The sequence below is a fragment of the Tomitella biformata AHU 1821 genome (assembly GCF_000524475.1).
Classification (GTDB): Bacteria; Actinomycetota; Actinomycetes; order Mycobacteriales; family Mycobacteriaceae; genus Tomitella; species Tomitella biformata.
The window spans coordinates 96378-118303 of sequence record NZ_BAVQ01000027.1; the positions used below are offsets into that span (position 1 = coordinate 96378).

Annotated in this window: 15 protein-coding genes; all 15 read right to left on the bottom strand. The window is 69.4% G+C overall.

Features of this window, described 5'->3' with window-relative positions:
- Positions 1–14: 14 nt before the first annotated feature.
- The 15 genes from TBIF_RS10880 to TBIF_RS10950 all read right to left on the bottom strand — a co-directional run bounded on the left by TBIF_RS10880 (position 15) and on the right by TBIF_RS10950 (position 21657).
- Entirely contained in the window at positions 15–2105 is a 2091-nt protein-coding gene (locus TBIF_RS10880; RefSeq protein WP_024794830.1) for an FUSC family protein, read from the bottom strand.
- Positions 2106–2154: 49 nt separating this feature from the next.
- Entirely contained in the window at positions 2155–2925 is a 771-nt protein-coding gene (locus TBIF_RS10885) for an HAD family hydrolase (RefSeq protein ID WP_024794831.1), read from the bottom strand.
- Positions 2922–5468: a phosphoribosyltransferase gene (locus tag TBIF_RS10890; RefSeq protein WP_038170726.1), complete on the bottom strand. Its 2547-nt coding sequence runs from the start codon at positions 5466–5468 to the stop codon at positions 2922–2924. Before TBIF_RS10890 ends, TBIF_RS10885 begins: the two co-directional genes overlap by 4 nt.
- A complete protein-coding gene (locus tag TBIF_RS10895; RefSeq protein WP_024794833.1) occupies positions 5465–6622 on the bottom strand; it encodes an HpcH/HpaI aldolase/citrate lyase family protein in 1158 nt (385 codons plus the stop codon). The genes TBIF_RS10890 and TBIF_RS10895 overlap by 4 nt, the downstream gene beginning before the upstream one ends.
- 36 nt (positions 6623–6658) lie before the next feature.
- Positions 6659–7816, bottom strand: coding sequence for a hypothetical protein (locus tag TBIF_RS10900; RefSeq protein WP_024794834.1), 1158 nt, complete (start codon positions 7814–7816; stop codon positions 6659–6661).
- A gap of 10 nt (positions 7817–7826) precedes the next feature.
- Positions 7827–8393 (bottom strand): TerD family protein, encoded by a 567-nt coding sequence (locus TBIF_RS10905; protein WP_024794835.1) that lies wholly within the window; start codon positions 8391–8393, stop codon positions 7827–7829.
- The gene (locus TBIF_RS10910) at positions 8390–8854 is read right to left on the bottom strand and encodes a hypothetical protein (protein ID WP_024794836.1); all 465 of its coding nucleotides are present in this window, start codon (positions 8852–8854) and stop codon (positions 8390–8392) included. Before TBIF_RS10910 ends, TBIF_RS10905 begins: the two co-directional genes overlap by 4 nt.
- A gap of 33 nt (positions 8855–8887) precedes the next feature.
- Positions 8888–10123, bottom strand: coding sequence for a toxic anion resistance protein (locus tag TBIF_RS10915; protein ID WP_024794837.1), 1236 nt, complete (start codon positions 10121–10123; stop codon positions 8888–8890).
- A gap of 37 nt (positions 10124–10160) precedes the next feature.
- Positions 10161–10736: a TerD family protein gene (locus tag TBIF_RS10920; protein ID WP_024794838.1), complete on the bottom strand. Its 576-nt coding sequence runs from the start codon at positions 10734–10736 to the stop codon at positions 10161–10163.
- 72 nt (positions 10737–10808) lie between these two features.
- On the bottom strand, positions 10809–11927 hold the full coding sequence (locus tag TBIF_RS10925) for a DUF475 domain-containing protein (RefSeq protein WP_024794839.1): 1119 nt from the start codon (positions 11925–11927) through the stop codon (positions 10809–10811).
- 146 nt (positions 11928–12073) lie between these two features.
- Entirely contained in the window at positions 12074–12652 is a 579-nt protein-coding gene (locus TBIF_RS10930) for a TerD family protein (protein WP_024794840.1), read from the bottom strand.
- 227 nt (positions 12653–12879) lie between these two features.
- On the bottom strand, positions 12880–16218 hold the full coding sequence (locus TBIF_RS10935; protein WP_024794841.1) for a UvrD-helicase domain-containing protein: 3339 nt from the start codon (positions 16216–16218) through the stop codon (positions 12880–12882).
- Complete coding sequence (locus TBIF_RS10940; RefSeq protein WP_024794842.1) at positions 16215–19037, bottom strand: PD-(D/E)XK nuclease family protein; 2823 nt, start codon at positions 19035–19037, stop codon at positions 16215–16217. Before TBIF_RS10940 ends, TBIF_RS10935 begins: the two co-directional genes overlap by 4 nt.
- Positions 19038–19086: 49 nt before the next feature.
- Positions 19087–20424, bottom strand: a complete 1338-nt coding sequence (gene gabT / locus TBIF_RS10945) for a 4-aminobutyrate--2-oxoglutarate transaminase (protein WP_038170732.1) — start codon at positions 20422–20424, stop codon at positions 19087–19089.
- Between the two features lie 99 nt (positions 20425–20523).
- Complete coding sequence (locus tag TBIF_RS10950) at positions 20524–21657, bottom strand: alpha/beta hydrolase (RefSeq protein ID WP_084611659.1); 1134 nt, start codon at positions 21655–21657, stop codon at positions 20524–20526.
- Between the last annotated feature and the right edge of the window lie 269 nt (positions 21658–21926).

Sequence of the window (21926 nt, forward strand, 5' to 3'; positions counted from 1 at the left end):
ATGCCGGTTCCAGGTCAGCTGATCAGCTCAAGGACCGTCCGGTTGAGCCGGCTCAGTGCCCGCAGCGCCGCACGTCGGGGACCCGGCGTCTTCGTCGCGGTGAGCATCACGTCCAAGACCGTGGTCTCCGTGGCCTTCTCCGGCTTCGGCACCTTCTCTCCGGCAAGGTGGAGCCTGGCCAGCGCCACATTGCCCTGCACATGGTCCACGGCGTCGCGCAGTGCCGCGGCCGTCTGCTCGGATGGCGCGGTGTCCGGGTCGGCGCGGGCCGCGAGCAGTCCCGCGCGGGCCAGCGCGTGCGCCGATCTGCTGCTGGCCTGAGCCAACCGCACCAGCCGGCGCGCCCCGTGGCGGCTCCGGGTGGTCGGCCCCAACTCGAGGGGCTTAGCGGCGTCGACCAGGTCGAGCAAGATCTGATCGAGCGCGCGGGCCCGCTCGATCATCGGGGCCGAGTGTCCCGGGGAGAGCACCGCCGCCACGCTCGTGTCGATCAGCTCTGCCAACTCGTCGACGTATTCGAGGGCATGCTTCGTCAGCGCCTCCCGGGTCTTCGTCGACAAGATCAGGTAGGAGCTCGCGATGCCGATCAGCGCGCCCGCGGCCGTCTCCTCCACCCGGATCTCCAGGACCTCCACGCTGAACACCCCGAGCAGCCCGTAGAGCGTCGCGAGGAGCATGGTGAGGAAGAACGTCAGCAGCCCATACGCGACGGGCGCCAGATAGTAAGCGAAGAACACGCACACCAGGATCAGCACCAACTGGACCGGCGGGTTGTGCCCCACCAGCGCCGCGATCAGAACTCCCGCCAGCACCCCCGCAATGGTGCCGACGATCCGCTGGCCGGCGCGGCTGAGGATCTCGCCACGGGTCGACGCGCCGGTGAACACCACGAACGCCGCCATCACCGCCCAATACCAGCGGTCTGGCGAGATGAGCTCTCCCACCACCGTCGCGACGCTCGTCGCGACGGCCACCTGGATGGCGGCCTTAGTGCTCGGAGCCCACCGGTCCACGAGTTTCCCCGCCGGCTCCTCGGCAGCCTCGCCGGCTGTGGCGATCGGCTCTCGCAGCGGCTCCGGCGTCTCCATCGCCTTGGTCGTGACGCGGTGGATGGCGATGTGCGCGGTGACCGCCCGCTGCGCGACCATCGTCGCGATGCCCGCGGCCGTGGACGGGTCCGCCTTCTCCGCGGCCTCCGCGGCGAGCAGGCGCGCCGCCCGCAGCTGATCCGGCGTGCACCGATCCTGCAGGCACGAGCTCAGCGCCGTCGTGGCCTGGCCGAGAGTGCGGGGCCACGGCGTCTCCGGGTCCAGCGCCCACAGCGCGCTGGCGAGCTGCTCGGTGGCGATCTGCGCGTCGAACACCCGCAGCGAGAGCGCCTCGCTGGTCACGCTCACGTGGAGCGAGGCGGCATGCCGGTCCAGCCAATCCTCGATCATCATCGCCGTCGCGCCCAGCCGGTCCAACCGCCGTCGCAACCGCGCGACGTCCCGGCCCTCCCGCGTCGACGCGGCGGCCAGCACCTGCACCGAGGACGCCCGCAGCGCCGCCGCCAGCCGGCGGATCTCCAGCCGTGGCCGCTCCGGCAGAATCAGCGTCCGGACCAGCAGCGTCATGGCCACACCGAGCACGATCGCCCCGCCGAGCACCGGGATCTGATGCGGTGTGGCCGCCAAGAACAGGGTGAAGAAGTACGCGATGAACGCGACCATCCCGAGCGCCGTCCCCCGCTTGCCGTAGCGGCGCACCCACACGGCCCCGAACAGCACCGCGATGAAACCGATCTCGGCCCAGTACCCGGCGCCCTGCAGGAGTGTCGCGGCGGTGACCGCCCCGATGGCTGGCAGCGGTACGAGGAGCGTCGTGATCACGCGGTCTCGCTGTGTGCGGTCCTTGACCATCGCCGCGGCCTGCAGGGCGACGATGGTGCCCAGTATCGCGATCGTCACCGGCTGCCCCAGCATGCGGGTCGCAGTGAGGAGGACGGCCATCGCCAGGGCGGCCGACAACGTCGTCGTCGCCGCGCCGCGCAGCCGCAGCCGACCGGGATCGGTGGCTGCCACAAACTGGGTGACGAGGCGCAGTCCGCGCGCGAGGCTCAACACAGCTAAGAGTGTGAGGCACCGCTACCGGGTCCGCACACTCGACTCCCCGCTAGACGGCAGCGGCGAACCACTCCGCGATCTCGTGGCCGGCGGCGACGCCGACGCCGCCGGTGACCACCACATGGTCGGCGCGCCAGCCCGAGTCGAACAGCCCGCCGTGCCGGGGCTGGATCCCCCGATCGGCGATCTCGAGCAGGTCCTTGTCCAGCAGCGAGTCCCCGGCGGCCATGATCTGGTCGGACCCGAGCCTGCGCGCGATCTCCCGCACCGCCGCGCCCTTCGTCAGCGGGTTCGGCACCCAGTAGATCTTGCGGCCCTGGCGGGAGACGTTCCAGCCGCGGGCCGACGCCCACTCCGCGGCCTCCGCCTCGAACGCCGCTGGCAGCAGCGCGAGGTCGACCACCGCGTAGCAGAACATCCCCTCGGCGGCCCGCACCGAGCTGGTCCACTCCGGCGCGCACGCGGCCCGCACCCAGGCGAGCACCTCCGCGAGCGGGGACACCGCCGCGAGTCGGCCCGCGACCTGCGCGGTCCAGCTCTCGTCGGGCACACCGCCCTGCAGGATCACCCCGCCGTTCGCGGCGATCGCGAACCCGCCGCCCCGCACGGGCAGCCGGACGCGGCGCAACTGCTCCACGGTGCGGGTGGTGACCGGGACCAGGTCCGCGGCGGTAAGCGCGGCGACGGCCGCGGCGGACATGAAGGACTGCGGGTTGCCCTGGTAGTGCTCGACACACACCAGGTCCGCGGTGTCCGCCCGCGCGGAGCGCTCGGAGTAGATCAGGGTCTGGTCGAGGTCGCTCGCCAACAGCACGCTCATCTTTTGGCCGCCAAACCGTCTGCGCCGATCGCGGCGCGGGTGAACTTCGGGTGGATCAGGCCCACACAGCTGTAGGGCAAGTCGTCGACCACCTCGATGGGGACGCCGCGCTGGGCCGCGAGCAGCCGGATGTGGCCGAGCTCGGCCTCGGCGTCACGCCGCACGAGCACCCGCCACGGCACCCGCCGCAGCAGCACCCGCGTCGTCTCCCCCACCCCGGGCTTGACCAGGTTGACGTTGTCGATCCCGTACTCGGCGCTGATGGCCTCGGTCGCCGCCCACCCCGCCCAGGTGGGCGTCCGGTCCGAATCGCGCAGGGCCGGCCAGTCACGGGTCACGTCGGCGGCCACTGCCGGGAACCGCGCGGCGATGGCGTCGAGGAAGGCCTGCGAGACGTCCGCGTCGGCGAGGTCCCGGTAGAACTTCGCGCCGTGGAACTGGCCCGGCGCCAGCAGCCGGTCGTTGAGGACGGTGCGCGAGACGAGCCCCGAGACCGTGGAGTTCAGACAGGCCGATGGGATGAGGAAGTCCGCGCGGGTGCCGAAGAACCCGACGCAGCCGCCGGGGTCCGCCAGCACCGCGAGGTCCGGGGAGAAGGCCGAGCCAAGGGCCGTGTTCGCGGCCGCGACCGCGTCAGCGAGCTCCCGGGAGATCGCGCCCTTCCCGGTCCACCCGTCGACGAACATCACGGCGGCGGGGTCGTGACGGCCGGCGATGTGTGCCAGCGCGGTCTCGTCGATTCCTCGTCCGCGCACGATACTCACCGCGTAGTGCGGCAGGTCCAGGCCGTGGGCCAGCCGCGCCCAGCGGCGCATGAGCACGCCGATCGGGGTGCCCGCCCGGGCCAGCGAGACCAGCACCGCATCCCGCCCGCGCGCGTCGAGGACCAACTCGGTCAGCACGCCCACCGCGTGGGCGATGCGGGTCGCGGACGCCTCGAGGGCCTCGTCGTAGAGCTGGCGGTACTCGGCGGTGGGCTGGTACTCGATCGGCAGCGACTCCGCGTAGTGCGCGGCGCCGGACTGGATCGCCTCCTCGCGGTCCTCCGTGGGCGCTTCGAGAGTGATCTCGGACAGGTCCGTGAGCAGCCAGGACACGTCCTCGCGGAGGTAGCTGCCGAACTCTGGTCCGTGCAGCGCCCGCGGTCCCGGCGCCTGGCCCGCGGGCCGGTGGCTGGGCACCGTGATGACCTGCACCGCGTCGCACACCCCGCGGAGGCTCTCCAGGAGACCGCCGGGAGCGCGCAGGTCGGCGGTGGCGGCCGCGTCGTCGAGCACCAGCACGATGTCGGTGAACGGCTGCTGGCCCGCGCCGGGCGCGACGTTGTAGGCGAACCGCGGGCCGGGCCCGTCATCCGGGTCGTCGTGGCTGGGGAACCGCAACGCGGTGCGGATGGCGTACGCGGGGTCGTCGATCGCGAGGACCGGGGAGCGCGTTGTGGTCGAGTAGCGCACAGCGAGCTCCGGGCGGGCCTGGCCGAGCGCCAGCGCGATCAGCAGCGGCGCGTGCATCAGCTCCTCATGTCCCAGCACCAGCACCCGGGCGCCCACGGTCCGCTCCGGGATCCGGGCCGCGATCTGCGTGGCGGTCGCCGAGGCGGCCGGACGGATTCGAGCCCGGTCAGCGGCGGTGAAGCCGTGCCGGCCGCCGTCACGGGTGCCCGCGGGCCAGGCCGCGGCGACAGCGGAGACGCTGGCGGTCGCGGGATCCCCCGGTCGATCACGCTCGAGGTCGAGCAGCGGCCGCGCGCGGTCGATGGCATCGCCCGCGATCCGCAACTCGCCGCGGGCCAACGCGACCACCTCGATGCGCGCGCCCAATCGGCTCGCCAGCGCCGCCATCCGCTCGTGATCGGCGGCCGAGCGCAGGTCCACCAGTGCCGCCACGAGGTAGCGCTCGCGGGGCTCGATCCGGTGCAGCACCTCGATGGTGTTGAGCACGGTCGTGCCTGTCGACAGCTCGTCGTCGACGAAGACCACCGGTCCCGGCCGCGTCAGTAGGCCGGGGTCCGCCGGCAGCAGCAGGTGCCCGGTCGCGTGGCTGTGCTCCTCCTCAAAGCCGCCCGCCGGGGGCACGGTCGTCGAGTGCCGCCGCGTCGAGTGCACGTAGTCCAGCCCGCACGCGTCGGCGACGGCGTGGCCCAGCCCGGTGGCGGTCTCCGCGTAGCCGATCACTATCGCGTCGTCCGGGGCTTGGCCCGCGCGCTCGCGCCGGTGCCGCCCGCACGCGGTGAGCAGGTCCTCGACCGCGGCGCTATCGCCCGCGATCGCCCGGTTGAGCAGGTCTGGGTCGATCTGCGTCTGCTCCCCCAGCAGGGCGTCGAGCGCGAAAGCGCCCAGCAGCAGGCCCGACGCGTACACGGTCCGCGGGTCCGTCGGCACGTGCTTGCCGAGGACCGTCGAGACCAGCAGTTGCGCGCGGCGGGGGTTGCGCCGCAGCGCCATGCCGAGCATTGACTGGAGCGGCAGCGGCGAGCCCTCCGCGGTCACCAGCTCCGCATCGAGCCGCTCCGCCACCCAGGCCCCGCCCCACACCGCGCTCATCGCTGCAGCCCGGCGGCCAGCAGGTCCACGAAACTGGTGTCCTCGTTCGCGACGCCGAACGCGCGCGCCCGGCGCGTGATGCCCATCGCCCACGCGGTGTGCGGCTTGCCCTCGTTCATCTTGTTCCCGTAGCTCGAGGCGGCGACGCCGCCGTCGTTCAGCGCGCCGACGATGTCCATCGCGTCGCTGTACTCCTCATGGGTGACCACGCTGAGTGCGTGCACGGCGCCGACGTGCGACGGGTGGATCACCGTCTTGCCGATCAGCCCGTTGGCTTTGTCCAGGGCGACCTCGCGCAGCAGTCCGTCCAGGTCCGCCGCGAGCAGCTCGGCCCGCAGGGGGCGCTCGTCGAGCTCCGCGAACGGGCTGCGCCGCAGCAGCGGCTTGAACAGCCGCTCGGCGCCGGTGAAGTACTCCCACACCGCGCCGGTCACCACGTAGCCGGAGTCCGCCCGGCCCAGCACATTAACGATGTCGGCGATGGCGTCAGCGACCACGCGCACGTCGTAGACGGTGAGCTCCCGGGAGCGGCGCAGGCCGTAGATCGCGGACAGGTCCGTCGCGCCGATCCGCACGGCGAGGATGTTCGCCCGGTACTTGTCGAGCAGCGCGCGGATCCCCAGCAGCTCCTCGACGCGGCGCTCCACGGACATGACCTCCGGCGTCTCGAGCACGGGCATCGCGAGCAGGCGCCGGCCCAGCCCCTCCTCGGCCGCGGCGACGGCCTCGAGGAAGGCGATGCCGGAGTCCGCGGTGAACTTCGGCAGCACGAATCCGGCCAGCACGCCCGCATCGACGCCCAGCCCGGCCATGATCATCGGGATCTGGTGCGGCGAGCGGACCCGCACGAACACCAGGGGCAGCTCCGCCCCGCCGCGCGCGCACTGGCGCAGCTGCTCGACGGTGTTGCGCTCGGCCGCGGCAAGATCGCTGTCGGCGACCGCATCCTCCAGGCACACGACGGCGCTGGCGACGCCCTGCTGTGCCAGCCGGGCGAGATCCTCGGCGAGATTCTCGCGGATGCCGGGGCTGTAGAGCGTCGCGCCTAGAGCCGCGGCCAACAGGTCCGTCTCAGCGCCGAGGCCGATCTCCTCCGGTTCCAGGAAGAACAGCCGGGTGCGCTCTTCCTGGGTCAAATAGCCATAGTGGCGCATGTGGTCCCCCGTCGTGATGAGATAGGCGGTGGTGGCTCAATCGATCGACGTGCGCTCGTCCAACCAGGTGATCTTGTCGAAGCCGAAGGCTTGGCAAGCGTCGCGGACAGAACCCGACATCGGCTCCAGCTCGGCCCTCATGACCAGCTGTCCGCCAATGTTATACATCGAGGTGAGCACCGCCAGACTGCTCGGCCCCACTTGTGCCAGCGGCATCTCTATCCTGGCGTTTCCGTAGGTTCGCGTGATGAACGTCCCAGTCCAGTCCACCGGCGCGCCGGACTCCGAGTAGGCATAGACGATCAGCCGCGCCAGCTCGCCGCACTGGCGCAGGTCCAGCCCGAAGCCCTCGAACTCCCCGCCCCGCGCGACGATGACGGGCCGTCGCGAGCCCGGTGGGGCCGTGCCCCGGCCACCGGTGAGCTGCACCGTCGACGAGGCCCCGGAGCGCAGCTCGTAGGCGCAGCCCAATCGCACCGGTCCGCCGTCGTTCTGGGTCCACGCCCCCTCCATCTCGAGGGAGCCGATCCCGCTCTGGATCCGCGTGAGCGTCACGATCGGCTCGGCATAGGTCAGGATCACTCTGCGGCCGGACTCGGCACGCACCGGCGGCGGCCCCGGCCTGGGCGCGGCGGGCGCAGGCAGGCCCGGACTCGTCGGCGACGGGCCCGGCGAGAGGTCCAGGTCGAGGTCGAGGTCCAACGAGACGGTGCCCGGGGTGGGGAGCGGTGCCGGCGGGCGCGGCGCGGCGGCGGTCGGAGTCAGGTCTAGGTCCGACGATGGGGCGGCGGGCCGCACTGGCGGGTCCAGGTCCAGCGAGCTCGCCGTCGTGGTGCGCGTCGGCGGGGCCGCGCCGAGATCCAGGCCCGATGCGGCTGCCGGCTGACGCCGCGACCGATCGGGCCGGCTCATGTCGATCTGCGGCCGCGCACCCGTCGGGGGTGGAGTCGGACGAGACCCGCCCCGCGATGGACGGCTCATATCGATGCGCGGAGTCGGAGCGGGGGTCGCCAGTGCGACGGGCGCGACCACGCCGAGTCTGCGGGTGATCTTGCCGGCGATGAACAGCGTCAGCGCCTCCTGGTCCGAGATCGTCCCCGGCACGCCAGCGGCCGGCGCCGAGGGTTGGGCGCGGCGGCGCAGGAACGGCAAGTCCGTGCGGGGCCGGGCGCGCAGAGGGTCGGGCACGCTCATCGCAGCCGCCTCACAGGGGCAGCCCGTAGTCCGCGGCGATGTCGCGGATCCCCGCGGCATACGCCTGGCCCAGGACCTTGAACTTCCATTCCCCACCGTGGCGATAGACCTCGCCGAGAGCGAGCCCGGTCTCCTCGCCCAGCAGGGGCGCGAAGTCCTCCGAGCGCACCAGTTCGGAGTTGTCGGCGAGGTTCAGCAGCCGCACCTCGCAGCCGCGCAACTGTCCCAGCGAGCGGCGGCGGTTGGGCAGCTCGTTGAGGTACAGCATCAACACGATGCGCTGAACCTCTGGCGGCACCCGCCCGAAATCGATCTCCACCTGCTCCTGGTCCCCGCCCAGCGCCTCCGTCAATTGCCGGGCCGAGAGCTCCGGCGAGGCCAGCTGGTTGAAGAACACAAAGTGCTCCGGCGAGAGCACCCGGCCGGCCGAGTCGCACAAGATCGTGGCGAGAACCAGGTCCTCACCGAGCGCGGAGCCAGCCCCGGCGTCCCAACGCACCCCGGCGACCACCCCGGTGAGACCGGGAATCTCCTGCGTGACCGCGACGTTCGAGCCGCGCCGCATGCGCTTGCTCATAGTTCCAAATCCGAGCGGGCGAACTTCGTCTCCAAAAATTTCCCTTGCACCATCAGCGCCGAGACATCTTGCTCGGCGGTAGCTTGCAGCACGCTGGCCGCCGACTCCCACAGCGCCGCCACCTGGTCGGCGGCTAAATCGCGCGGTGTCTTGCCTGTCCGGCCCGCCACCTCGGTCAGCGCGGGGTCGAGCGCCAGGTATGCACGCAGTGTCGTCGGCAGATAGTCCTCCGTGATCGCACGCACCGTGATCACGGCATGCACATCCAATGCCCGGTCCTCCGAGGACTGGATGATCGTCCACAGCACATCAGTCACCTGACGTGCCAACACCGTGGTCTCGACGGGCAGTCCGCCGGAACTGCGGTTGATGAAATCGACGAGCTCCCCGAGCGCGCGGATCAGCGCCTCCGGGGAGTCCTCGTCCACCTGTGGCTCGGCCGAGGCCTGCGCCTCGCCCATATTCCGCCTGAACCAGGAGATCACTATCGACCACTACCCATTGCCCTGCGAAGTGCCCTCTCCCCTGCGGGTCCGCTCGAGATACGGCTGGGCGCGCTCGATCTGCCCCTCCAGAGCGGTCACCGTCTGCGCCATCGACTCGACGGCCTGGCCGCGGAAAGTGTCGACGGCATCCATGGCGGCGAAGACGTTGTCGAACGCCGTCTGCAGCTTCTGGATGTCGATGGTCGACGACGCGGCCTGCTGGTTGATCTCCGCGCCCTGGATCCGCAGCTGCGCCGAGGTCGACTCGATCAGGTTCGACGTCGTGGTGTTCAGCGCCGTGATCTGGTCCAGGACCAGCTTCTGCCGAGCCAACGCCTGCGCGACGATGACGGCCGTCCGCAGCGCCGTCACGGTGGTGGTCTGCGCGCGGTCCACACCCCGGATCAGCTCCAGGTTGTTCTTGCGCACCAGGTCCAGCGCCATGTAGCCCTGTACCGACACCGCCATCTGCGTCATCAGGTCCTGGCGGCGCTGACGCACCGCGAACAAGGCATCCGAGCGCAGGGCGTCGGAGGTCTCGCTGTCCCCGACGGCCGCGAGCTCGGCGACCTTATTCTCGATCGCCGTGTCGAGCGCGCCGGCCAGTTCGTTGTACTCGGTCAGCTTGCCCATGGTGTCCCACAGGTTCGCCTTCTCCATCTCGATGGCCGCATTGTCCTTGCGCAGCTCGTCCTGGCCGGAGTCGAGCGCCTTGATGATCGCGTTGAGCTGAGTCTGCGCCGACTGGTACCGCGCGAAGTAGCGCTGCAGCTTGTCCCCGCCGGGCAGGAACCTGAGGAGCCGCTTGGCTCCGGACAGGTCCGCCCGGCCCGGATCGAGCTCCGTGACGGTGAACCGCAGGTCGGTCAGCGTGTTGGCCACCCGCGTCTGCGCGTCGCCGCCCGCACTGCCCTTGCCCGCGCGCACGCTGGCGGCGGGGCGCTCCAGGATCCGGCTGGAGACCGACGCCGAGGCCCGCATCTCCTTGTTGCCCATCGCGTTGATCGAATTCACCTTGGTGGCGAACTCCGGCGAGCGGACGTCCATCGCCACCAGGTCATTGGCGAAGGCGGTGGCCTTCGTCGCCAACTCGCCCTGCTTTCCCTGATCGAGTGGGATCGCGCCGGCCGCCGACTCCTTGCTCACCACGACGACCGGGGCCGGCGGGGTCAAGACGAGGCCGCCGGCTGCTCCGCCCGCGGCGGGACCAGTTGGGGTCGGTGAGTCGAGGTTCAGATCGGACATGCTGTGGAGCTCCTAGTCGCTGGGGGTGCCGGATCCGCTATGCGCGCGGGATCGCGGGCAGCAGTTCGTGGAAGGTGCGGCCGGAGGCGGGGTTGCCGAGCGCGACCATCGACCAGCCGGCCCCGTCGCGCACCACCCGCGCCATGATCTGGGCCGTGTGCTGGCCCGAGCCGCTCAGCGTGTAGCGGGCGATCTCAGTCTCGGTCGCCTCGTCGATCAGGCGGCAGTAGGCGTTCTCGATCTGCGTGAAGTTCTGCCCGGTGAACGAGTTGACCACGAACACAATGTTGTCGACCTGTGCGTGCACGCTGCCCAGGTCCACGCGGATGGACTCGTCATCGCCATCGCCCGCGCCGGTCTGGTTGTCGCCGGTGTGCAGGACGGTGCCGTCCTTGCTCTGCAGCTGCTTCCACCAGACCTGGTCGACCAGGTTGCCCTGCGCGTCAAACAGCAGCGCAGATGCGTCGAGGTCGATCGACTGCGACTTCAGGCCGCCGAACAGGCCCTTCCTCTTCACCGCGTCCCAGCCCAGGCCCATCCGCACCTGCGTCAGGGTGCCGCCGCTCTTCTTGGTCAGCGAAACCTTCTGGCCCTTGCTCAAATTCACGCTCATGTCGAATCCCCTTTGTGTCAGACGTGTCGAATTCTACTTGGATGTGTATTGCGGGCGCCTAGCGCGCCGCGATCATTTCGCTATGGCCTCGTCCGGCTGCTCGGCGAGGTCCGCGTCATCGCCGCCGTCTCGCCGATTGCGCACGACGGAGGTCAGGAACGCCGCCACGATCAAGGTGACGCCGACCAGGCCGATGATTACCTCGGACACCTCGAACTTAATGGTCAGCAGCATCAGCACGGCCAGCGCGCCGACAGCCCACATCGCGCCGTGTTCGAGGTACGCGTAATCCTTCAGGGCACCCTTGTGGACGAGGTAGACGGTGACCGAGCGGATGAACATGGTGCCGACGCCCAGGCCGATAGCGATGATAATCGGGTCCGAGGTGATCGCGAACGCGCCGACGACGCCGTCGAAGCTGAAGGACGCGTCCAGCACCTCGAGGTAGACGAACAGGAAGAAGCCGGCCTTGCCGACGGCCAGGGTCACCGCGCCGGCACCGCTCTTGCCGTCCTTGCCCTCCACGGCACCGTCGTCACCAACCGTATCGTCGATGTTGAACAGCTCGCCAAGTCCATTGACCACCGCATATGTGATCAGGCCGAGGACACCGGAGAGCATCACGGTGCTGGTCTTGCCCTCGGGCGCGAAGGTGAACGCGGTGATGCACAGCAGTGTCAAGGACACGATGATCGCGAGCCGGTCGAGCTTGCCGATCCTCCCGAGCGGACGCTCGATCCAGCTCAGCCAAGTGATCTCACGGTGCTCGAAGATGAAGTCGAGGAACAGCATGAACAGGAACATGCCGCCGAAGGCCGCGATGGCGGGGTGCGCGTCGTGGATCAGGTAGCCATAGGTGCCGGGCACTGTCGGGTCGCCCTTCTCCATCGCCAGCTGGATGGCCTCGATCGGGTTCAACTGGGCGGTGACGCTGACGATGACAAGCGGGAACACCAGGCGCATGCCGAACACTGCGATCGCGATACCGATGGTGAGGAAGATCTTTTGCCAGAACGGGCTCATCCGCTCGAGCACCGTCGCATTCACGACCGCGTTGTCGAAGGACAACGACACTTCGAGCACGATCAGGATTGCGACGATCGCGAGGGCCGACGGGCCGCCGTAAACGAAGCCGGCGATCAGCCCGAGGATCGTGATGCCGATCGACCAGCCGAAGGCCCTGAATAACAAAAGAGAGTTCCTCTCTGGAACTGCACACTCGGAAATGAGGTGCTGTGTGCTCAGTGGTGAAGCGCTACCGCAAGGGAGCTGCGCTGTCCGCGGTCGGAGCGGGGCCGGCCGCCACGTCGGCTAGCCGGCCCCATCTGCCGTGTCGGCTAGCCGACGTTGACGCCGAAGTCGCGCGCGATGCCCGCAAGCCCATTGTCATAGCCCTGCGCCACGGCGCGGAACTTCCAGTCTGCGCCGTGGCGGTACAGCTCGCCGAAGATCATCGCCGTCTCGTTGGACGAGTCCTCGGTCAGGTCGAAGCGGGAGATCTCCTTGTGGTCGGCCTGGTTGACCACCCGGATGTAGGCGTTGCGGACCTGCCCGAAGGACTGCCCGCGCTCGACGGCCTCGTAGATCGACACCACGATGACGACCTTGTCGACCTCGGCCGGCACCGAGCGCAGATCAACCTGGATCGTCTCGTCATCGCCCTCTGCCGATCCCGTCAGCTCGTCACCGGTGTGGTGGACGGAGCCGTCCGGGCTGGTGAGGTTGTTGAAGAAGACGAAGTGGCTGTCGCTGACGACCTTGCCCGACGCGTTCACCATCAGCGCGCTGGCATCGAGATCGAAGTCTGCCCCGCTGGTTGTGCGTGCATCCCAACCCAGACCCAGATCCACCGCGGTGAGTCCCGGCGTGGACTTGGTCAACGATACATTTCCGCCCTTGGTGAGACTGACGCTCATTAATTTCCTCCAGCTTGATGTTGATTGACGTTTTTGGTCGACCTCGTTGTGCACCGGCCAATGGCGCTGTGCTGCCGCGCATTATGCCCATGACAACTCCGACTGCTCGCGCTGCTGATTCAACAATGGCACTGCCCGTGCGAAATCAGACTCTTAGCAACTTTAGCCGCACTGTGCGATGCCCGCCGCGAAGGCCGTGTTCATGCGCACCATTTCCCCGTCCCCGCTCACCATCGCCGCTCCAGCACCTGCGCCCGGCCCTCGCGAAGGAACACCAGCACCAGCGCGCTGACGTTCTCTCTCGCCGTCTGATCCAGCAAGTCCGCGTAGACGGCGAGTTGGGTCCAGTACGCCTCGAGCGTCGCCGCCGAGACCCCCACGTCAGTCTTGTAGTCCACGATCACAAGGCTGCCATCGTCCGCGCGGTAGATCAGGTCCGCGATGCCCTCGACCACGAGCACATCGGCGGTGTCCGTGCTGTCGCCAGCGCCCCTGGCGCCCGCCGCTCCCCGCGCGATCCCCGCCAGTTGCATCTCCTTCCAGTGCTCGCGCGCCGCCGCGGCCTGGACCGGCTCCGATTCCAGCGCAGAGCGGACGAGCGCGACGAACCGCTCCGGGTCCGCGACCTCGGCGGCGATGGCGGCCGCGTGCGCGCCGGCCCCGTCAGACGGCGCAGTCAGGTCCGCGGACTCGAGGAACGCGTGCAGCGCGGTGCCGTATTCGGCCCCGCTCTCGGTCGCGCCGATCGCGGCCGCGACCTTTTCCGTGCCCCCCGCCGCGGGCACCAGCCCCCCGTCCATATATGCCTGGCGAACCGTCGCACCGATCCCGGGCGCGGTGTCTGGGTGCGCTTCTGGACCAGAGTGGCCGATCTCCGTCGCGGACAGCGTGGAGCGCTGGGCGGACAGCGCCGCGACTCGCGCGGACTCCGCCCGCCATTGGGAGAGGGACGTGGGCGCGCCCGCAATGGCCCGCGGCTCGGGCGGCTGCGCAGGACCCGAGCAGAGCGGCGGCGGATCGTTCGGCACGGCGTCGAGCCCGTCTGCGAGCACTTTGCCCCAGCCGGCATTGGTCGGCAGGTGGCCCGACACCGCGAGAAAGCTCTCAGCCCGGGTGCAGGCGACATACAGCAGGCGGATGCGCTCCGCCGCGGTGTGCGCGTCCTCGACCGCATTGGCCTCACGGTAGCCCTCGGTCCGCGCGTGCTTGGACAGGTTGATCTTGACGACCCCGGCCCCGTCCCACAGCACTGGCCGCGAGGCCGGGCGGAACCCGCCGCTCATGCCCGCGATCACAACCATCGGGAACTGCAGTCCCTTGGAGGCGTGCATGGTCATGATGCGCACGGCGTCGACGCCGTCCTCAGGCAGGACCGCCTCGGTGACCCGGGCGTCCTCCGCCTGCTGCGTCTGGGCCCAGTCCAGGTAGTCGCGCAGGTCGCCACCGCCGGCCTCGTACCAGGCCTGCGCCTGGTCGATGACGAACCGGAGGCGCCGCCACGAGTCCCGATATCGCGGCGTGTCCATCGAGACCTCGAATACGCGGCGGTCTGTGACCAGCCTGGAAAGCACCGCCGCTGGCGACAGCTCCGGGAGTTGCCCCGCCATCGTGTTGAGGTAGCCGAACGCGCGCGCGACCGGCGAGTTCGCCAGTCCGGCCGGTATATCCGCGGAGACCCGCCACTGCCCGCCGGCCGACTGCCAGCGCAGCAGGTCGTCGTCCCCGCAGGCGAACATGGCGGTCCGCAGCGCGCCGACCAGCGCGGCCCGGTCCGCCGAGTACGCCAGTGCGCGGGCGGTCAGCAGCAGGTCGTGGATCTCCTGTGTCGAATAGACCAGGGAGGACGCTTCCGCCCGGTACTCGATGCCCGCCGCGTCAAGCGCTGCCTCGAGGTATGGCAGCGCCGTGCGGGTGGGGAGCAGCAGGCACATGTCCTTCAGGCGCAGCGGCTCGTGGGAGAACTTCCCGTGCCCGCCGACCTCCTTTCGCCAGCCCTCCTGGATGGCGGTCCCGATCACCCGGGCCACGTCGGCTGCCTCCGCCGCCCGCACCGCGTCAGCCGGGGAGAGGCCCTCGAGGCTCTCGCCGTACTCGGCGGGGGGGTTCGCGAACACGAACGGCGTGGGCCCCCACTCGGCCAACCACTCGGGCCGGCCCGGGGCGGGCGCAAGGGGAACGTACTCGGGCTGAGTGCGATCCTGCGCCGTGATGAGCTTGCCGAACACCGCGTTCGCCCAGGCCAGCACCGGCCGGCTGGATCGGAAGTTCGTCTGCAGCGTGATGATCGCGTTCTCGTCTTGGCTGTCGCGCGCTGCCATGTAGGTGGCGATATCCGCCCGCCGGAACCGATAGATCGACTGCTTCGGATCCCCGACGGTGAACAGCCTGCCCGGTTCGCCAGCGGTGATGATCGCCGCGATCTCCAGCTGCAGTGGGTCCGTGTCCTGGAACTCGTCGAGGAGGATCCGCTGGTAGCGCTGGTACAGCTGCTCCTGGACCCCGGGCACATCGAGCACCTTGCGTGCGTAGACCAGCAGGTCGTGGAACTCGAGGGCGCCGCTGCGTCGACGGTGGGCGGCCTGCTCCAGCACCACCGTGCTGATCGCGCCGACGACGATCTGCAGCGCGCGGCCCACGTACTGATCACACAGCTCCGCCGCCGCGGCCCCAATGTCGGTGACCTCATCTTTGAGTGCCATGACCTGGTCCTTGCCGCCGGCCCAGTTCTTCGCGGCGCCGCCGACTCCACGCGTGGGACAACCGTGGGCGATCGCCATCCAGTCCCGGTCGTCTGCGGCGGCGAGCTTGTCGCGCCAGTCCCGGACCTTGCCAAGGGTCGCCGCGAATTTGTCCTCCAGGTCGCCGCACGAGGCCAAGTTGTCCAGCAGCAGGTCCACCCGCATCAGCAGCGGCAGCGGGTCGGGGCGTTGCAGGGCCGCCAGCGCCGAAGGTTCCGGCAGCCGGTCCCAGTGCTTGTCCAGCTCGCGGGCGACCTCGCGCACCTGGTCCAGGGAGGCTCCCGCGTCGAGGAGGACGGTCATCGCCGCTCCGACATCTACCGCTCCGACATCTGTGGTGCCGGGCGTGCCCGTGCCCGCGTCCACGCGCGGGAACAGCGCGCCGCGCATTGCCTGCCAGCGCCGCTCGAACGCGAGGTCCGAGCCCATGGCGTCCACCACCGAGATTCGCGGCGGCACCCCGGCCTCTAGCGGATGCTCCCCCACGATCCGCGCCGCGAACGCATGCAGAGTGCCGATGGCCGCGGTGTCGATCTGGCTGAGCGCTAAGTCCCGACGCGAGCTCTCCCGATCGTCCTCTGGCTCTAGCTCGGCGAGCCGTCCGCGGACCCGCTCGCGCAGCTCCGCCGCCGCCTTCTCCGTGAAGGTGATCGCCGCGACCCGGTCCAGCTCGACGCCGTCACGCAACGCGAGAGTGCAGATTCGCGAGACCAGCGCGTGCGTCTTTCCGCTGCCCGCCCCCGCCTCGACGAACAAGGTCGCGTCGGTCTTCTCCTCGATCACCCGACGGGCCACCGCGTCGACCAGGATCTCCCCCACAGCGCTCACAGTCCATCTCCCTCATGTATCGCGACGAGCTCACGCAGCGCGGGCTCTGCTCGCAGTGCCCGCCAGGTGTTCTCCAACTCCGACTTGCCGAGCAACTCGGCGAGCGCGGCCACGCTGTACGAGCCCGAGCGAGGTGGGAACGCCCCCGACCCGATCGACTTCTGGCAAAAGGAGAGGTCTCGGCGCAGGGTGTCGATCACGAGATCGGTGATCGGATAGCCGACGGAGTCGAACCCGCCCTTCTCGGTGACAAACCAGTAGCGCGCCAGCACTTGGCTCCCGTCTGCCAGGGTCTGCCCGAACAGCCCGTAGACGGGCAGCTGGAACTTCGTCGTCTGGGCGGTCGGCTGCGACTCGATGAGGCCCTTGAAGTCCTTGGTGATGCCGGTCTTGTAGTCGGTCACACGCACCCGGCCGTCGGTATGCCGGTCGATACGGTCGACCTTGCCCAGGAAGCCCATACTTCCCAAGTCCAGGCCAAGGCTCACCGCCGCCTCGCCGTCGGCCCCAAACGCCGCCTCCACGCCGATCGGGCTCCAGCCCTGCCCGCGCTCGACCGCGTCGTGCGCGTGCCAGCCGGCCACACCCGCGCGGATAATCCGCGCGTCGTGCTCCCACACCTGCGGCAACCAGCCCGGCGCATCCTCCGCGGCGGCCGCCAGCTGCTGATCTGCGATCTCGAGGAGCCGCTCGAGGCTCCCCGGCGCGCCATCGATCACCTCCGCCACATAGTCCTCGAGGATCTTGTGGACTAAGTTTCCGCGGCTGAGCGGGTCGATGCGGGTGTCCTCGTCGGGGTCATCGAGCGGCGAGACGCCCAGGACGCGCTGGATGAAGAACAGGTAGGGGCTCGCCACCCACTCTTCCAAGCGGGTCGGCGCGATCGGCTGGCTCAGGAGGGTGATCAACTCCGCCGCGGAGGCGACGTTGCCGGTGAACCTGGTAAACCGCCCGAACCGACGGTCTGCCCGCAGCTCGGTCGCGCCGGCGATGATGGGACATTCTCCGCGGGCGGCCGCACCCGCCCTCACAAGCCATTCCGCCTCGGTGGCGGGCTCGGCACCGACCCCCCGCTTCGGATTGTGCATGCCCGCGTCGAAAGACTCGACTACGACGATCCCCTCGCTGTTCTCGGTGTCCTCCCGCCATCTCGACTCGCTGACCTTCCGGTCTGCGAGCCGTTCGAGGGTCCCGAGCAGCCAGCGAGAGGGTACCTTCTCCGCCCCGCCGCGCAGGCTTCCACGGGGGAACGTCAGAATCCGCTCGCGACGGCCCGCACCGATGGCGAACGCGAGCGATCTCCGCTGCAACTCGAGGAGGTCAGCCTGCGATACGCCCGTGACCGAATCTGGCAGCAGTGGATCCTCCCGCCGGACCGCGGGGACAATGCCCTCCGCCATGCCGACCACGACACTGATATCGAGGTCACGGCCGCTGCCCTCGGCGATCGGACCGATAGTCACTCCCACACCGGGCTCTCCGACCCGCCGCGCGCCAGCCTCCACGCCGATCTCGACAGCCTCGAGCACGGTGCCGATGCTCGGCTCGGGTCCGACTCCGACCAGGTTCTCAAGATCCTGCGCGACGAAGAGGAGTGCCGCGTGGTCAGGGGCCGCCCGGCCCTCCGCGACAAAGTACTTGACGATGAGGTCGGCGACGGCCGCGGACGCGGCTCCCCAGGTGCGGGCCGCCGCGACTGTCGTGAGGTCCGCTCGCAGGCTCTCGACCAGGTCCAGGAGCAGCACGGCAGTCTCGTGACGGTGATCGTCCGGTTCCACGGTCCGCAATCGCGCCCAGTCCGGCCCGCCCACCACCGCGATGTGCGTGCGGGTGAGGATCTCAGCCTGCCGCGCCGAGAGCCGGACACCGTCCACGCTGGTCCAGCGCACCGCGCGCTCGGCCAGGATCGCGAGTAGCTCGCGGCGCGCGATCGCATCGGGATCCATCCGCAGCAGCCGCAGCAGGGAGCGTGCCGCGGCACCGTCTGCGAGGCCGCGCGCATCCGGCCCGTTCACCGTGATCCCGGCGGCGGCGAAGTGGCGGTGCAGCGCCTCCAGGTACGGGCTCTCGCTCCCGTAGAACACGCCGATCCGGTGTCCCGGGACGCCCGTCGCGATACGGTCCCGCGCCAGTCGCACCACCGAGCGCACCTCGTCGTCGGCATCGGAGGCATGGAGCACCATCGTGCCGGAGCCTGCGTCCGCGGGATCTTGGTCGACAGTCACCGACCGCGCCCGGACCTCGTCGAGGAAGTCTGCGGTGGCGGGATCGAGCTCACAGGGCAGGAACACGATGGTCGAGCCGAGCGTGTCCAGCCGCGCACGGGCCGCCTCGAACTGCTCGTGTGGACGGAAGTACCCCGCGGCATGGCGGGCGGAGGCGTCGTCGTGGATGCGCAGGACCTCGGTCACCACCGGCGCACTGCCCTCGGCCGTCCGCGGCGGGTGCGAGCCGAGCCAGCGCGACGCGTTCGCCACAGCACGCGCCGTGATCGGCTGGTCCGCGACCTCCTCGAACCGCCCCGGCCGCTCCGTCAGCACCCTGCGGACCGAGCCCACCAGAATGGGGAACGGCAGCGCGGCACGGGGGAACATCCGGGGCCGGGCGAGCTGCTCAACCAATTGCGAGGTCGTCAGCACCGAGGTGTTCGCGACCCCACCATGGCGCGCGAGATAGCGGAGCGCATCGCGCGATACCGCGAAGCTCGACGTCACCACCGTCACCGACCGCAGAGGATCCCCACCCTTGGCCTCTCGCACCGCCGCGGCTAACCGCCCATACGGATCCGCCCCACCGTCCGCACCCCGTGATCGTTCCATGGGACGAACCATAGGCGGCGCCTCCGACAATCTTTCCGGACCCGCACCGTCACAGGGCGTCGAACGCCGCCCGGAGCACTCCCATCGCGTCGAACAACAGCTCGTCGGAGACCACCATCGGGGGCAGGAGCCGAAGCACGTTGCCGTAGGTGCCGGCACTCAGCAGCAGCACGCCGTGATCCCGCGCGTACCGGATGACTGCGGCGACCGCGTCGGGACTCGGGGTCTTGTCCGCGCCAGTGACAAGCTCCGCGCCGATCATCGCCCCGCGCCCACGGATCTCCCCGATGATCTCAGCCGTCGCGGCGATCTCCCCCAGCTCTGCGGTCATGATCTCGCCGATCCGCCGGGCCCGGGCCAGGAGCCCATCGTGCTCGATACTCTCGATTGCCCCGAGCGCCGCGGCGCACGCCACCGGGTTCCCGCTATAGGTGCCACCGATGCCACCGGGGTGCACGCTGTCCATGATCTCGGCTCGCCCGGTCACGCCCGCGAGCGGCAGTCCCCCGCCGAGTCCCTTGGCGGTGGTCATCAGGTCCGGCACGATCTGCTCGAACTCGCTGGCAAACCAGTCGCCGGTCCGCCCGATGCCAGATTGCACCTCGTCCGCGATGAGCAGGATCCCGTGCTCCGCACAGTAGTCCGCGATCTGGCGCAGGAAGCCCGGCGCGGGCACAATAAAGCCGCCCTCGCCCTGGATCGGCTCGACGATCACCGCCGCCACCGATGCCGGCCCGATCTGCCTCTCAACCACCATCTGAAACTGCTCGAATGCCTCGCGGGCCGCGTTCTCCGGTCCGCTCGGCCATCGGTAGGGGTAGGCCATTGGCACCCGGTAGACCTCGGGTGCGAATGGCCCGAACGTCCTCTTATAGGGCGCCGCCGCGGCTGTCATCGTCATGGTCATCAACGTCCGCCCATGGAAGGCGTGGTCGAAGACGATCACAGCGGGCCGGCCAGTCGCGGAACGCGCGTATTTCACGGCATTCTCCACCGCCTCGGCACCCGAGTTGAACAAGGCGGTGCGCTTCTCGTGATCGCCGGGGGTGAGCCGATTCAAATGCTCGCACACCTCGAGGTAACCCTCATACGGGTTGACCATGAAGCAGGTGTGGGTGAACCGCGTCAGCTGCTCCCCGGCCCGCGCCACCACCCGCGGGGCGCTATTGCCAACCCCGGTCACCGCGATGCCGCTGCCAAGGTCCAGGAACGAGTTGCCATCCACGTCCACCACATACCCTGGCCCGGCATCCGCGATATACATGGGGAAGGCGCTGGACAGCCCCGCGGGCAGGGCCAATGCACGACGGGCTGCGAGCTCCCTCGACAACGGCCCGGGCACCTCGGTGACCAGGCGTCGATGCTGACTCTGCCCTGATTCGCTCATCCCTCACGCTCCTCTCCAGCCATTGTCCCCTCTTGGCTGGAGTGGATTGGGCTTTCCAGCTAACCGTTGTCGAGGCCCGACAGCTCAGCGACCCGCCCCTCACACGCCCAGCGACTTCGCCAGCACCGGCCATGCCTTAGCCAGTTGGTCCTCCCAGTAAGCCCACGCATGCGTGCCGGTGGGCTCGTAGTCCACGGTCGCCGGGATCTTCAATTGCTTGAGCTTGGCGTCGAGGACCTGTGTGCAGAGATTCGAGGCCAGCTCGAGGCCGCCGCCGATGACCAGCCGCTCGAGCAGCTCCGGGGTCTCCGAACTCTCATACTTGCCAGGCAGCCCCGAATTCGCGGAGAGGTAGATCTCCAGGCCGCGCAGACTCTCCGCGTTGAGCACTGTGTCGTGTGCGGCCCAGCCGGGCCCGCCGATCGGACCCCACATGTTCGCGGGATCACCATTGCGCGACGTCACCGTCCACTGCACGCTGCTGTTTCCGAGCGTGTCCATCGTCGAATAGCAGCCGCTCATGGCGGCCACCCCCTGGTACAGCCCGGGGTTGCGGTGCGCCAGCATCATCGCGCCCTGCGCGCCCATAGAATTGCCCGCGATCGACTGCACGCCATTGGTGTGGAGCTCCGCGTCAATCAACGGCGGCAACTCCTCCGTGATGAACGTTTCCCACTTGTGCAGTCCCACCCCGGCGTCGATCTCGTCCCAATCGGTATACAGGCTGCCGACACCGCCGTTGATCAACACCACGTTCACGTTCTTATCGGCGAAGAAATCCTGGGCGCCGCCGTTGGACATCCAACCGCTTTTGTTCTCCCCCGCGCCGACGCCCTCGAGCATGTAGAGCGCGGGCCGTGGCTCGGAGTTGTCCGCGGGCAGGAGGACGTCAAGCCCCACTGTCCGACGTAGCGCCGGCGAATCGACCGTCAGCCGCCGCGCCTGACCGGACCGTGCCTCGTTGCTGACGATCTTCGCAACGGTGATGTCATCGCGAAGTGCCGGCAATTCCACGGGATCCTCGCGGTACTGGCCGGGCATCGCCGAGCCGGTGCTGCCGAGGCTTCCACTATTGGCACTCCCCAGATCGACACTGCCGATGCTGGGCACCGCTGCCGCTGGACCAGCACCCCCGAGCATCACCGAGATCACCGCGGTGGACACAACGAGAGTACTCAACCGAAGTGGGAGACCCTTCTGTCGATCGATACCGGCAGTGATGGTTCCTCGCATGATGGGTCAACCCTTTCGCACAGCCGAATATGGAGCTCCCCCGAGCCGCATATGGAACCTGCGGGGACAGGAGCAAACCACGCACTGGAGGGACGCAAAACTAGTGGTGATCTACAGACAATGTTCTCATGAACGGCGGTCCAATAGTTGACAAAAGCAGTAGTCCGGCCGACATCTAGGCAGCAATCGACCCCAGGAACGAGAAAGGCCCCGCACCCAAAGGTGCGGGGCCATCCCCAAAAAATGTACGGCAGTGACCTACTCTCCCA